Annotated in this window: 6 protein-coding genes; 2 read left to right on the forward strand and 4 right to left on the reverse strand. The window is 32.5% G+C overall.

The annotated features are described in order from the left end of the window. Window positions 1–173: 173 nt before the first annotated feature. The 3 genes from ACKI32_RS04850 to ACKI32_RS04860 form a co-directional block, all read right to left on the reverse strand. On the reverse strand, window positions 174–2,012 hold the full coding sequence (locus tag ACKI32_RS04850; protein ID WP_407414058.1) for a hypothetical protein: 1,839 nt from the start codon (window positions 2,010–2,012) through the stop codon (window positions 174–176). 303 nt (window positions 2,013–2,315) lie between these two features. After that, a complete protein-coding gene (locus ACKI32_RS04855; RefSeq protein WP_407414060.1) occupies window positions 2,316–7,391 on the reverse strand; it encodes a hypothetical protein in 5,076 nt (1,691 codons plus the stop codon). A gap of 302 nt (window positions 7,392–7,693) precedes the next feature. Next, window positions 7,694–11,371, reverse strand: coding sequence for an Ig-like domain-containing protein (locus ACKI32_RS04860; RefSeq protein ID WP_407414062.1), 3,678 nt, complete (start codon window positions 11,369–11,371; stop codon window positions 7,694–7,696). Between the two features lie 507 nt (window positions 11,372–11,878). Between ACKI32_RS04860 and ACKI32_RS04865 the strand changes: the two genes are divergently transcribed. Then, window positions 11,879–13,117, forward strand: coding sequence for an RNA-guided endonuclease InsQ/TnpB family protein (locus ACKI32_RS04865; protein WP_407414064.1), 1,239 nt, complete (start codon window positions 11,879–11,881; stop codon window positions 13,115–13,117). A gap of 158 nt (window positions 13,118–13,275) precedes the next feature. Here ACKI32_RS04865 and ACKI32_RS04870 read toward each other — a convergent pair whose 3' ends face one another. Further along, window positions 13,276–14,409 (reverse strand): hypothetical protein, encoded by a 1,134-nt coding sequence (locus ACKI32_RS04870; RefSeq protein ID WP_407414066.1) that lies wholly within the window; start codon window positions 14,407–14,409, stop codon window positions 13,276–13,278. Between the two features lie 178 nt (window positions 14,410–14,587). Here ACKI32_RS04870 and ACKI32_RS04875 point away from each other — a divergent pair, with 178 nt between their 5' ends. Beyond that, window positions 14,588–15,889: a dicarboxylate/amino acid:cation symporter gene (locus ACKI32_RS04875; protein ID WP_407414068.1), complete on the forward strand. Its 1,302-nt coding sequence runs from the start codon at window positions 14,588–14,590 to the stop codon at window positions 15,887–15,889. The last annotated feature ends 164 nt before the right edge of the window (window positions 15,890–16,053 follow it).

Below are 16,053 nucleotides of genomic sequence, written 5' to 3' on the forward strand. Positions count from 1 at the left end.
ACTACAGACAAACCAATCCAGAAATAATAAAGAAATTATACAAAACTAAAAAAGGAATTCTGACATTTTTAGACTTCCAAATGCAAAATTGGACACAAAAACATATAAAAATCAAATAAGCCTATAAAATTTTACAGACTCAAAAAAAGAAGTGTAAAGGTTTTAACCTTTACTTATTTAGTTATTATTTTAACAGATTTTTTAATAGCTTTAAAGTATTTATTACCTGCAAATTTAATTGTAGCAGTGAATTTGCCTTTTTTGGTTAATTTGGTAATTTTAAAAGTAGCTTTACCAGCACTGGTAGTAGTTGCTTTGTATGTTTTACCGTTAACCTTAATAGTCACACTAACCTTTTTAATTGCCTTGCCTTTACTGTCTTTTAAAACAATTGCATAACTTTTGGTTTTGGTTTTCACACTAAATGTCTTGGAACTAGCAGTTATTTTAGGAGTAGCTTTTGATACTAGAATATCAGTGAAAGAATCACCAGAACCAAAATAAACATCATTTTCCGGATAGTCAACATATGCATCATAATAACCAGGATCAAGACTAAGTGAAAGTGTGGCAATTCCTTTGCTGTTAGTTTTTCTCTCATATACTTTTTTTCCAAAAGTAATCTGGACAATTTCTCCTGAAATAGGATTTCCAATTTCGTCAAAAAGACCTACTTGCAATGTAGATGTTTGTGGATAAACGAAATCTACATCATAATTGAAATAAACATGTGCATTAATTTTTCCGCCATTAATATCTGTGAATATCATAGATCCATTATTTAATTCAACACTTAAAGAACGTGAATACATTGGTCTTTCTGTATCATCATCCTTATAAAATTCTAATTTAAAGGTATCTCCATTTTTAAAGTCTGAAACATCCAAACTATCCAAATAAATTCTGTAAATAGAAGCTCCATCCCAACCGATTATGCCCCATTTTTTGGATTTTTTTGGAACGGATTCATTTATTAAAATTTTCCCATCACTTGTTGAAAAAACAATTCTTCCAATAATATATTCATCGTCGATTATTCCGAAAACACATGTTGAAGAGTTATACTTGGAATCACCGACAGTGCTGATTGCGTTTCTATTGAAGACTAAAGGAGTTTTAGGGCCTAAATCCTCATACCATGATTCATCTTCATCAATTAATCTTAAGGCAACAGTATACTCCTCAACTTCATTGCCCTGACCATCAAGGAAAACAAATGAAAGAAATTGATATGACTGCTCTTGATAACCGAAAGATTTGTTTTCATCGAAATTGTAACCTAAACCGTCATCATATACAATGCATTTTAAATTTCCATTTGTTTCACTATACCATCCGTCTCCAACACCAATGGTATTTTGATATATTCTATGGCCCCACTGATAGATGACAAAAGTGCCTTGGCTTGCGTATGGTAATGTTATTTCAGCAATTACATCATTTTTAGTGTTAAAAATAAAATTATCATCAACATGAATGCCATAATAGCCTTCAGGAGTGTGTTCAAGAGAGAATGTGTTATCGTTCATGGTTATTATATGATATTGAGTGTGCCTGTCATCTAAGGTGTAGGAGAATTTTAGTATATCACCATCACATACTCCTGTGAAATTTATGTCACTCAACCATAGGGATCCATGAAGGAAATGATTTTCCTCGTTTACAAACCAATGCCTTTCATCAGCCCTGTTAACTGGAATGTAGCATAAAACCTTATCTTTAACACTGACAACCATAGCCCCTGAATGGGTATCATATGGTAATCCTACTCCTCCAAAATCCATTGTTCTATTATACTCTTCATCACCATCCAATCTAATTTCTTCATCTGAATGAACATAGAATACATCGACATCATCACTTAATTTCTCATCATAAAAAGACGCATCAACTGCATCTTGAGACGAATCACTTACTGCCAGATTATCTGCCACGTCAGAAGCGCTGACAGCTCCAATTGTTAATATGGCCAGCAATATTAAACTGACCATCATTACCTTTTTTAATTTCATATGTTTAACAACCTTTGATTAAATTAAAGATTAATATTCAAATCCAATTAAAATTGAATACTTGAATGATATTCTGTCTATAAAGTTATAAATAATTTATTAAAACCTTACAAACCATAATAACTTCTCTTAAAAAACTAATCTTTAGTATACAATATTCATTATTTATAAAAAAATTTCAGTTAAAAAATAGACAACAAAACAAATTTTATAGACCCTACTTGGATAAATAAATAGAATGCTTTAAAATAATTTAAACGGAATTATTAAAAAAAAGAAAATAAAATAAGTGAAATAAATCACTTATTTAATAGTTATTTTTACTGCTTTACTTGTGCCTTTAAAGTAACTGTTACCTGCAAATTTAATTTTAGAGGTAAATTGACCTTTTTTGGTTAATTTAGTTATTTTAAAGACTGCTTTACCTTTAGTGTTGGTAATTGCCTTATATTTTTTAGAACCAATTTTAAGGACAACATTAGCATTCTTAACTGCTTTACCGTTAGCTTTTAATACAACAGCATATTTTTTGGTTTTTGTAGCTGCTTTAAATGCTTTGGATTTAGCTTTGAATGCTGAAGCTGCTTTATATACAGTCACCGCAGAGGTAGCTGAAGATTTAGCATAAGTTGCATTACCTGCATATGAAATTGCAGCAGTATATTTATTAGGAGCTACATTAACATTGCATGATGCTTTACCTTTGTCATTGGTATAAACATTATATGTGGTTTTACCAATTTTAATGGTTATTTTAGCACCTGAAATTGGAGTTCCATTTACATCCTTAAGAACTACAACCAATACATCATTATAAGTGTAGGTCTTGGTAAATGGAGAAGTTGCACTAAGAATAGTATCTACAGGTACAACTGTAGTATTTTCAGGAGTTGAGTTGCCATCATCGATTTCAGTGAAATTAAATGTAGCGGATGCAACACTTGGATTATAGATTTCATCACCAGCAAAACTTGCAGCAATAGCAATTTCACCGTTTAAATCACCGATAGTAAGGATACCTTGTTGGTCAGTTAAACCGCTAGCAGCAACACTGTTTATAGTATAGGTAACGTTAGCACCTGCAACAGGAGTTTCACCACTTACTAAGACTATGATAGCACTGTGATTACCTTCAGAAATACTTAAAGTTGTATTTTGTGTAATTTCAGGCAAGTCAAGAGTTGCGTTTGCAGTTGAAGCTTTAAATAAAGCAGAACCTGCATAGTTACCTATCACATTGGTTAATCCTTTAAATGAACCGACAATAACCTGACCATTATCACCAATGGTTGCTGATTGTTCTTCACCCTTGTTGATTATGTAGGTTATAGCTTCACCGGCCAATTTGTTGCCTGATGCATCGATTAAAGTAATGATTACAGCATTTCCTACATTGGTAACAACCATTTCAGTTGAAACAGGGAAGTAAAGGGTAGCTGATTCTTCTGCATTAGCATAGGATGCAGTAACTATAACATCTCCTTCAGGAGCTGCAACACTGATTTTACCGTTTTCATCGGTAATTGCACCAATTTGAACAATGCCATTAATTGAATAGCTGATTGTAGCATTTGCAATTGGTTGTGCCTCTTCATCGGTTAAGGTAATTACAATATCACTGTCAACAGCATCAATATCAATGAATGCAAGATGACTTGTTAAAACAACATCCTTATTGATTAATTCTGTTTCAGTGATGTAGAAAAATTCAGCAGCATATTCCCTGTTTTCATGATGATCATCTAAACCACCTTTAACACTAGGGAAATGGGTAACTCTAATATTGTATGTACCTGCTTCAGTAATACCTAAATCAGCTAATGATAGGTATAATTCAGGACATCCTACCTCATCAGTACATAAATAGAACAGTTCAAGTTCTGTTGCATTTACATCGGAAGGTATCATATTACCAGTTGGTTCACCATAATCATCAATTTCATATTCCATACAATTCATCAATCTTCCAAGATTTTCAAGTCTGGTGCCGTTTACATATACGCTAAAGTATCCTATACCAAGGTCAAAGTTAATAGCCATTCTATTTGTATAATCGGTAGCAAGGATGCTTAAGACAACATCATTTGCATCATATAGTTTGTCTTTAACATCAATGTCAAATTGATCAGCAAAATCATCAGGAGTGAGTATTTTATATACATAATCTCCCTCTTTGCAACGTTTTTGAGTTATTACTTGGTCTTTAAAGTAAAATACAACTGTATAGTTTCCGTCAGGCATGTTTCTTAATTCATCTGTAATTGCATATGAATAAAGATAATCTCCAACATAATATTGGAATTCACATAACAAGTCACTGAGTGACAATTCTTTGGTGAATGATCCGTCATCATAGGTAATGGAAATGTTTAAATCATTATCCTCAAGGGTAGTTGGAGTATATACAGTAATGAAATGACCATTACCATTCCAACCCATCGCTGCACCATAATCTCCATTGGTTAAGTTACGATAGAAAGCAGTGAATCCAGGTGGATAATCTTCTATACCTTCGTCACCAATATCATACAATTTTATGAATGAATCTGTACGTTGAGCAATGATAAATTTGGTATATACATCACCATTATCGTCATTGAAAGTTAATTCAAGTACATCCTTATCCTGAACAGCTGAAAAGTCCACTTCATTTAGACATACATTGAATCCATAAATTCCATCATGAGTATCACCTAAATCAGCATCGTCGACATCGATATTGAATAATTCAACATCACTACCACTTATTGTCATTACAATGTTTCCACTAGCAGTATATTCCTCAATGTATAATCTGGCAACCCAAGTTGATTCATTGTACAGTTCATCCCCATCAAGAACGATAGCATTCGGTTTAATGTATAGAGGACTTTCATCATCATAATAGCCGAATTTTGCAAGGTCTTCACTTGTATATAATTTCCAGAAACTTTGACGTTCAAGTTCAAATCCTACATCAACATCATCAATTTCTCCTTCATATTTAGGTTCTTCTTTGTAAACAAAACTAAATTGAAGATTATCAAAATCATTGAAAAGATCAGTATCGTCAAGATGCAACTCTTCAGGAGTAAATGTACACATATACATATTTAAGTCATCTCTCCATTCATGAGTTACCTCAGTTACTGGGAAAGAAATAACGATATCCTGATAACTCCATCTGAACACATAAAAAGTACAATGTTCATTGAAAAATTCCGCAGGAACAGTGAAATTTATAATTACTACATCATCATTCATATCAAATTCATCTTCATAGATATAAATCCACATGTCATATATTGAAAATGTATCGCTGCCAATAATAGCATCGCCCAGTTTAACTATTCCATCATAGGTTCCTTCTCTTAAACCACCACCAGGATAGGTTAATTCATTGTCAAAATAGAACAAGAGTTCATAGGAATATAATGGTGCATTACCATCATCAAAAGGACCATAAAGACTCATGCTTGCTGCTTCAATACCATTAAGATATAATCCAAGTATTGAATCAGGTGAAACAGGATATCCTAAATAATACTCAACATACCTGTCATCAGAATCATCAACTGATCTTAAAATTGCCTCATTTTCCCCCACCTCAATTCTTTTAGTGGTGGTGAGAATTCTTGTATTGCCATTATATGTGACATTCAATTGAATTTCATATTCGCCATCAACTGTGATATTTAAATCGTTTAAACGGATGAAATGACCGTTTCTCCAATTATGGTCGATGTATTGAATTTTTGAAAGCGGTTTATCTTCAAAGACAACATTACCGTCAACATAAACGCTTGCAAAACCATCGGCATCCTCAGGTACTTCAATTTCAAATATGTAATTGAGAATATCTGTGAACACTTCTTCTTCATCGTTAATATTAACTACGAAAGGAACTATTCCAATAGTGCCTAAATTGCAATCTAAAGTTTCATCATGAACATAATCTTTAGTGAAGTGGAGTGCTAAATTGTATTGGCCCATAGGAATATTTTCTTTTTCCATTAAATCTTTTAAGCTCAATATAAATGTTCTTGGACCATACCAATGTTCATTAAAGTCTTCTTCGTTATCAAACCAATATTTATCCTCCATTTTGTTAAATGACATGTTGCAAACTACATCATCATTTTCATCTGAAAGGATTAAATAGAATTCAGAATCAACATCTTCTGGGAAAGTAAATGCTCTAAGTACTATTTCACTATCATCATCAGCATTAACTTCACCAGGAATCCAGAATCTACGGTCATAATCAGATGAATAACCTACAACCTGACTAAATAATTCATAATTGTTGTTGGTAATTGTTACTTCAAATTCGTGGTAATTACCATCACATGCAAATCCTAATTGATATATTGACCATTCTTTCCATTCGTTTTCATCATCTTCTGAAAGAACATAAGTTACTGTTTTTACTACTACATCATCTTCATCATACCATCTTTTAGTGGTAATGACTACAGTACCTTCACAATTTTCAGGACAATACAAATCAACAGTTTCCACATCATAGTTAAAACGTAGCCTAAATGTGTCAAAGCCAAAATCGACCACATTTATAGTATCATCATAAAGCACCAATTCATCTGAATCTTCATTTAGATATACTACTGTTACCCTATAATCATCTGCATCAGATATTTCCAAATCTTTTAAGGTCCAATCATGATAAGAATCATCAATTTGCCAAGTATTCTCTATTAGTTCACCATTTACATAAACTAAAATGTTATTTCCCCTAAAGTCATCAAGGAACTCTTCCCTAAAATCAACAGCTACAATAACCCCATCACTGTCAGTGTAAATAGGACCCTGCCAATCTTCTCTCCAGTAATCTACATCCATAGGAGGACGGTGGTCTGTATCAAATTTTATTATATCTTCATCATCAGAAATTTCGACTGTTGCAATTATGGCATACTGCACCTGCTCTACATCATCAAGATAGAATGTAAATCTGATTGTATCTCCATCATTAACTTTGTCCAAATCCAAATCCTTTACAAGGAAATTGCACAATAACTTATTTTCATCAGTTAAAACAGCATCATCTATTCCACAGCTAAATATTTCTTCACCATCATTTTCAGCAACAAAACGTCCATTTGTTGTATTTGCGGGCAATACTATACTTGCTATACAATTTTCGGGATTATAGTCTTCACCACCCTCAGTAATGATATCATCATCATTAATAGCTATGAAATAGTGTTCACCGTCTAAATATGTATCATCTAATTTTACATCATCCGAAGATGCTTCAACTGCATCTCCATCAGAATCACTCACTGCCAGGTCATCTGCCGTGTCGGCAGCACTGACAGCTCCAATTGTTAATATAGCCAGTAAAAGTAAACTGACTATCATTAGTTTTTTAAACTTCATATGTTCAACAACCTTTAATTAATTAAAGATAAATATTCAAATTTGATTAAAATTGAATACTTGAGTTATATTTTGTCAATAAAGCTATAAATAAGTTATTAAAACTTCAAAAAAGTAATAATTTTTCCTAAAAAATCAGTTTTTCATATAAAATATTCAATATTTATAAAAAAATTTCCCTTGAAAAATGGACAATATGGCAATTTTCATTGACAAGAATTGGAAAAACATAGAAAATAGTTTAAAATAATTTAAACAGGATTGAATAAAAAAAATAAAAAAAGATTAAGTAGATGATTTATCTACTTAACAACAATTTTGAATGATTTGCTTGCTGCTTTATAACTGGCAGTTCCTGTAAGTTGGGCAGTAGCTGTGTAAGTTCCTGCTCTGGCCAAATTGGTAACTTTAAAGGTTGCAACACCTTTAGTATTGGTTTTGACCTTGTAAGTTTTACCATTGACTTTTAAGATAAGGACTGCTTTTTTCAATGGCTTTTTGCTTGCTTTTACAGTTACTGTATACTTTTTAGTTTTTACTGATGCCTTGTATGCCGGAGCTTTTGGTGTTAATGCAGTGCTTGCCTTAGTTATTGTGAATTTAACTGAAGCAGATGATTTTTCATACACTGAGTCTCCTGCAAAGGTAAATGTAGCGGAGTATGTACCTGCTTTCAAATCACTTGCAAGGAATTTAATTTGACCATTTTTATCAGATTTGATTTTTTTAGTGACTCCTTTTGTTTTGAAAGTTACAGTAACACCTTTTACAGCTTTTCCTCTAGAATCTTTTATAGTAGCAACCAAATATTTACCACTGTTATAAGTTGTTTTAAGACTTTTAACAGTTATTTTTGTGGTTGTTTTCTTAACGTTTAAAGTGAATTTATCTGAGAAGAAACCAAATGATGTAGAATCCACCTCATCAAAATCAACATAGTAGCTAACCAATATGGTATGAGTTCCTCCAGACAATGTACCTAAACTAAATTTACCGTCAGCATCATCACAGAAATATTCTAAATCCCAATAGTTGAATGAATCGTAATTTTCAGAGTCAATTTCACCAATGTCATCCATGTACGGGTCGATGTAAACTTTCAATTGCACTTTCCCTTCATAACCTCTTGTTGGGATTAATAGTGAAGTTATTTTGGCAAATAGGCTATCAGTAGACAAGATAGTTTTGGTAGGTACATTAACATTAACAGTACCATTTCTGTTTAAAACATTAAATGTTCCACTGCCTAATGAAGTTTCAGTACCTGCACTAACAAGTTTTACTTCCACATTATATTCACCTGGTTTTAAAGCGTTTATTTCGTCTTTGAAATATTTATTGAATTCTAAATCATCATAGAATCCGGTTCCAACTTTCATTACTACTGCTTTTGTACCGTTGAAATATATGACGACACTACTGTTTGCCGGAACTGGAGAACCCATATTAAGATTCATAAATGCTAAGTTATTAATACCATATATCATGTCCTTAAATTCAACTGAATTTTCAGAAACAGTTACATTTATTTGAGTATTTATAGTTCTTGAATCACCTTTATCCGGAATAACATCCACTTGTAAATCATATACACCTGATTCAGTAATTTGTAAAGCATTTAAAGGAATATGGAAACCATCTAGATCAGCATAGGTAACTCCGATTTCAGATAATGTAGTATCAACCACTTTAGTTCCGTTTACATAAATGATTACTTTACCTGTGGCATCTATAGGTAAACTAATAGTAAGAACACGTGCATTAATATCATCCAATGCATTTTCCAAGGTAGGTTTTTCTATTATATAGTCAACAACTTCAAATGAAGTGGCGTAATATTTTTTTGCACCATTTACTCTAAATTCAATAGTGACATCATATTTGCCTTTAGATGCGATTTTTAAATCAGGTAGCTCAAATACATATGAATCAAGAGCTTCATCATCCCACTCTGGTGCAGGACGGAAGTATTTACTTAATTTATCCATGTTGAAAGTGTAAGTCTTGTTTGCAGCACCATCTTTAGAAACATGAATATAGAAAGTCTTTTCAGCATTTTTAGGGAAACTAGTAAAAGAAATAATACTTAAATCATCACAATCTAAAATCATTTCATCAGTAGCCAACCAAGGATTTTGACAAACCCTAAATTCACTATAATAATCATCATCAGGTATACCATTTGAATAGAATTGAATACATGCATCAACCAGTGGATTAATTGTATTATCTATACCGACATTTTTAATTACCTTATCCACACCTAAGTCACTGCATCTGAATTCGTAAAGTCCTTTTTCATTTTTGGTGAGTTGAGAGATATTCCAACGGGTCTTTATAGTTTCACCGCAAATATCCAATTCTATTACAAATTCATCATCAACAAATGCAGGGACATTGGATAATAGTAAAGCAACATCATCTTCAACTATATTTGCATCATAATATTGATCAAAATAGAATACAACGAAGGTTTCACCATCCTCTTTATATTTTTCATAGAAGCAGGAGGCATTAACTTCAATTCCGTTGTCACTAGTAAATGAAAATGTTATAATATCTCCATTTTTCAATCCTTTAAAGTTCAAGTCATATATTGAAAGACTAGCAAATTCATAAGCTCTTGCCTGACCCCAGAAGTCCATTTCTTTATATGAAAGTTCTTTTGAGAATAATGTGTATTTTCCTGAAGTTATTTTGAAGGTTCCTTTTGAAAAGTCCATTTTTTCAGGAATCCATAATTTTACAACATCATCTTCATTATCCCCAGCCATACTATAATCATTTCTAGAAATTTCGATTGTGGCATTTTGAAGTGTGAATTGTTCTTCGGTATCATCATCATACCAGAAACTACTTTCCTGAGGCTGTCCATCTTCATCATTATTAAAGATAAATTCATCTCCTTTTTTAATTATAACATAATAGATGGAGTCCTCTTCTTTTTGAGCGTTGAATTCATCATAGGTCCAACTTAACCATGTATTTTCATCGCCTTTTGTAATTTCATGAGTTACAGTAGGTTGTGTGGAATATTCATCTTCCCAATCATCCTTAACGAATATTGAAATGATTGCTCCTTCACTACCTGCAGGACAATATAAGATGAGTGATTGTTCACTTTCCCTTGAAAGTAATCTGAAAGCATCATAGTTAAATTCTGTTACATTTAAAGTACCTTTTTTAATTATTTCACTAGTAGCTTCATCATCACCATATTTTACAGTGAAAGGATATAAACCAGGTGAATTAATATCAAAGGAACTTAATATCCAGTCATGGCCTGCTCCGCCCCACTCATCATAACGTACTTCATATCTATATGTGTAATTATTACAATAAACATAAAAAGTACCGGTAACATCTGGATTATTTATATTTATCAAAATTACACTGTCATTAGAATCTACATAAAGTGGCATGAGTGACCATTCGTTAACATAATAATCAACCCAAATAGCATTATCTAACCAGAAATTACCATCTTCGAAAAATACCATATAATAATTTGTGGCTATGTTTTTGCCTTCACTATAAAATGAGATTTTTACTAAATCCTCATTTGAAAGACCATTGAAGAAATTTAAATCAGCGTTATTAATACCATATCCATCACACCACTCATCATCCCAAGTCCTATCATCAGAGAAATCTTTTAAATCCTTGTTAATGAGTATCTTATCCCCACTTGAGATAACAACAGTTCCGTTAGATTCTTTTGGGACCATAACATTAATAACATTATCCATTTCCTCATTTGAAGCCGAATATTGATGACCACAGTCAACACCAATATCGATATCTTCATAACTAAGTTCATCTCCATCGGCCAATACTTCAGCAGATGATTCATCTACGGCCAAATCATCTGCACCATCTCCAACAGCCAACGTATCTGCACCTTCAGATGCGCTGACTGCACCAATTGTTAAGATAGCCAGCAGCAATAAGCTAACTATCATTATCTTTTTTAATTTCATAATTCTACAACCTAAAATTAATCAAAGAATAATATTCAAATTTGATTAAAATTGAATACTTGGGTTATATTTTGTCAATAAAGCTATAAATAGGTTATTAAAACATTCTAAATTATATCATATTTCCTAAAAAAGTGAATTTTAATGTACAACATTCAATATTTTTAAAAAAATTTCACTTGAAAAATAAACAGCACTATAAATTTTATCTTAAAATTGCAAGAATACCTCAACTTCTGCAAGTTGGGGATGAATTGCAGTTGGGGTGTACTTTTGTAAATAGTTATTTTTAGGTTTTATTTTTTTGATTTAATTAATTTTTCTCTATTTTTTCATGTTGGTTTTTAGTTAGGTATACTTTTTGCCGGATTACTTCACAAATGCTCTTGGTGAGTGTTTTATATATTATTACATATGATATTATACTATATCAACTGAAAAATTTAGTAAAAAAAATATTTTTTTCAGATTGTTGTAAAAGGTTTGATGGGGGTTTTTTATTTTCTTATGAAATTGGTTAATATGAATCTTGAGGTTAGGATTTATCCAAGTAAAAGGGATAAGAATGATTTTGGTGAAAAGATTGTTAATTTCACTAAGATAGATTCCAATATGGGGCATTGCCGATTTATCTGGAACAAGGAACTGGAATTCATCAATAATTTCAAAAAACTATTGCTTACTCATGGATACCAAGATTATGTAATAATCAACAAAAAATCATGTAATGTCCTTTTGAACATGTTAAAAAGTGATAATCCGTTTCTTAGTGAATCCGAATCAAGTAGTCGCCAGCAAGTTCAAATAGATCTCATTACTGCTTTTGAAAGATATGAAAACAATGATTTACCATCACAGTATCCTAGATTCAAAACTCTAAAAAATCCTAAAAACTCATTTCGCATAATAAACAACAATAACAATGTCAGAATACAAAAAGACAAAAATGGTTATGATAAAATACGATTAGCAAAACTAGGAATAATCAAATTCAAAACCACCAAAAAATACAAACGATTACTAAAAAAAGGAACAGACAAAAATGATCCAACTGTAAAAATAAAACACGTGACTGTTAAAAAAGTCTATGACAAGTATTATGCGGTTTTCAATATAGAATGCATACGCATTCCCGAAAAAATAAGCGGACCAAAACAACAGGTGGGAATAGACATCGGATGTAGCAAATTAGCTGTTCTTTCAAATAAACAAGAAATAGCCAATCTTGATTTAGAAAAAGAAACACGTATGATAATCCGATATCAAAAAAGAATGAGCCACCACCAAAAAGGGTCAGTACGCTACCTGGAAGCACAAAGACTATACAGAAAATGGATGACACGACTAGTAAACAAACGCAATGATTATTATGACTGTGCGACCAAGCGTATAGTTGAGAATTGTTCTTTTATTGCTGTTCAAAACGAAAATATAATATTCTGGAAAAAGAACAAACACTTAAGCCGAAACTTACAATTAAACGCTCCAAGAATATTCATGGACAAATTAGAATACAAATCACAATGGAACAATGTAGAATTCGTTAAAGTGCCTAAAAGATTTCCATCAACACAAATCTGCAATAAATGCGGAGAACAAAACATTAATATAAAAGGACTCAAAAAACTAAAAATAAGAAACTGGAGATGTCCAAATTGTGGCACACAGCATGACAGAGACATCAACGCCAGTATTAACATCCTAAAAAAAGGATTACAATTAATCGTAGGAACTACGGTGCAGTAAAAAAAAATTCCTAAAAAAACAAACATTGTTTTTTTTAGGTTTGCGAATCGCCGTCGTCTAAAACGACGGGGAAGTTCAATAGTAAAAATTGAAAAAAGAAATAAAAAATAATATAAAAAAATAAAAAGAGTGGTAAAAATAATTATTTTACCATTAGATTATTTTTGAACCTTAACCTTCCTTGAAGCTGTGTCCTTTAAATAAGTGGCTTTGTATTTAATTGCTTTTCCTGCCTTAAGCTTTTTGAGGACAGACTTTACAATGGTAAATTTTGCAACACCATATTTATTGGTTTTTTTAACATATTTATTACCATTGAAATTCAGGGTTATCTTTTGGCCTTTCAAAATCTTGCCCTTGATTTTTTTAAGTGTGACCTTAATGGTCAGACTTTTTGCGGACTTTTTGACTGCAACCCTCGGAAGGTCAATACTGTGAGTCACCTTGATTTTATAAAGAGCACTGCTGCTCTTTAATGACGAAACATAGGCATTTACCCTATAGGTTTTTACCTTTTGTGGAATATCAAAATATGCAACACCCTTGGAATTGGTTTTTACTTTTTGAATCGGCTTGTCATTTATAAAGAGCTCAACTTCCACATTGGTTGCAAGCTGTCCGTTGGACTTGTAGACGGTAACGCCATACTTTTCACCACTGTAGAGGTGTGTGGTAATGTCATTTGCATAGACTTTGAGATCTTTAGTGTTAACCTTTACCTGAAGTTTCTGTTTACCAAGGCCCTTTGCTTTTCCTTCAGGAGAAACCCAATAGACCTTTACAAGATATTTGTGTTTTGCAGTCCATGGAATCTTTTTGAACATGTCCGCATACACCATATAATGGATGTTATCCATACCGTATTCAAAATGAATTGTTTCTGTCGGTACGCTATCACTATATGTTTTACCTGTATTCAAGTCCTTTGCAACAATTTTGATTGCAGATTCCTTTGGAAACTCCACCCTATTATCGTTTAAAATCCAAAAGTCATTTTCCCTATCCAAAACAATGTATGGCTCTTCTGAAAACCAGACATTTATCCTTGATGTGGAAAATCCTAAAACCTCATCGCTTTGATTAAGTGAAACCTCCAAAACATCAACATCCTGGGAAATGTCCAAAACCTCATCGGTTGAAGGAGCCTTCAAAACCCCCTCATCAACAGACATTTCCTGAATATCACTGTTGGCAAGAGTTAAATCTGTTTGATTGTCATCACTTGCGCTAACGGCGCCAGCCGTTAAAAAAATCAATATTACTGCTATCAGCATTATCCTTTTGAATTTCATAAAAACAACCTTTTATTTTTAATTAAAATTGAATACTTGAATTACTATTTGTCAATTAGAAATATAAATAAGTTATTAAAACACTTGAGGTTCCGCATTTTTAATTGAAATCATGTTATTCCTATATGATGTTCAAAAATCATAATTTTATTATTATATTAAATATATATTATAAACTATGGCAATGATGGCGAAAATAAAAAAAATAAGTTTGGGAAACTGGATGTTAATAGGAATGGTTTTGGGTTTTCTATTAGGCCTGATACTTAATTTTTATGTTACAAATCCTTTCATCAAAGATGTAATACTCATAGACAATGTTTTCTATCTTGGAGGAACAGGATTTATCAGATTAATGAAAATGCTGGTTGTGCCACTTGTATTCTTTTCAATTGTTGTTGGAGTGGCTTCCATTTCAGACATTAAAAAGATTGGTGCAATAGGTGGAAGAACAATACTAATATACCTTGTGACAACTGCACTAGCAGTTTCAATTGCTCTTTTAATATCAAGCATGATCAAACCAGGTGTTGGATTGAATATGATCGGCATTGCTCAGGGAAATGTAACAACAAATGCCACTTTAACCGATACTGTTTTAAACATAATCCCCGAAAATCCATTTAGCTCCCTGGCCAATGGTGACATGTTGCCTGTCATCATATTCGCACTGCTTATAGGTATAATATTGGCTAAATTAAGGGAAGAAACACAAGTAGTCAATGACTTTTTCACCCAGGCAAACACCATCATGATGGAAATGACACGTATCGTCATGAAATTTGCCCCAATCGGTATCTTCTGTTTAATGGCTAGAACATTTGCCTCTTTGGGCTTTGGTGGTCTGCTTCCACTTGCAAAGTACATAGGATGCGTACTTCTAGGTCTTGCAATACAGGCATTTGTCGTATATCCGTCATTATTGGTAATATTTACAAGATTGAATCCAATCCAATTCTTTAAGAAATTCATCTCAGTGATGTTTTTCGCATTTTCATCCTCAACTTCAAACGCTACAATTCCGCTGAACCTGGAAAAGCTTTCTGAACTTGGAGTTTCACGTGACGTTTCATCATTTACAATTCCATTGGGTGCAACAATCAACATGGACGGAACAGCAATCATGCAGGGCTGTGCAGTCATGTTTGCCGCTCAGGCATATGGTATGGATTTGGGAATGACAGCACTTCTAACCGTAGTTTTTACTGCAGTCATGGCTTCAATCGGAACAGCAGGAGTTCCATCAGTGGGACTGATTACATTAACAATGGTGTTCAATTCAGTTGGCCTTCCGGTAGATGCAATCGGAGTCATTATGGGAATAGATCACATATTGGATATGGTTAGAACTGCCGTTAATGTAACAGGGGATGCAATTTGTACAATTATAGTTGCATTTAAAAATAAATCCGTTGATTTAGATATATTCAACGGTAGAAAAGAGCCGACAGAAACATGGGATGACATAACACAATTCTAACATCCCATTTATTTTTTAAAAAAAAGAGTCTGTAAAATTTTATAGGCTTATTTGATTTTTATATGTTTTTGTGTCCAATTTTGCATTTGGAAGTCTAAAAATGTCAGAATTCCTTTTTTAGTTTTGTATAATTTCTTTATTATTTCTGGATTGGTTTGTCTGTA

This window comes from Methanobrevibacter sp. (assembly GCF_045611865.1).
Classification (GTDB): Archaea; Methanobacteriota; Methanobacteria; order Methanobacteriales; family Methanobacteriaceae; genus Methanocatella.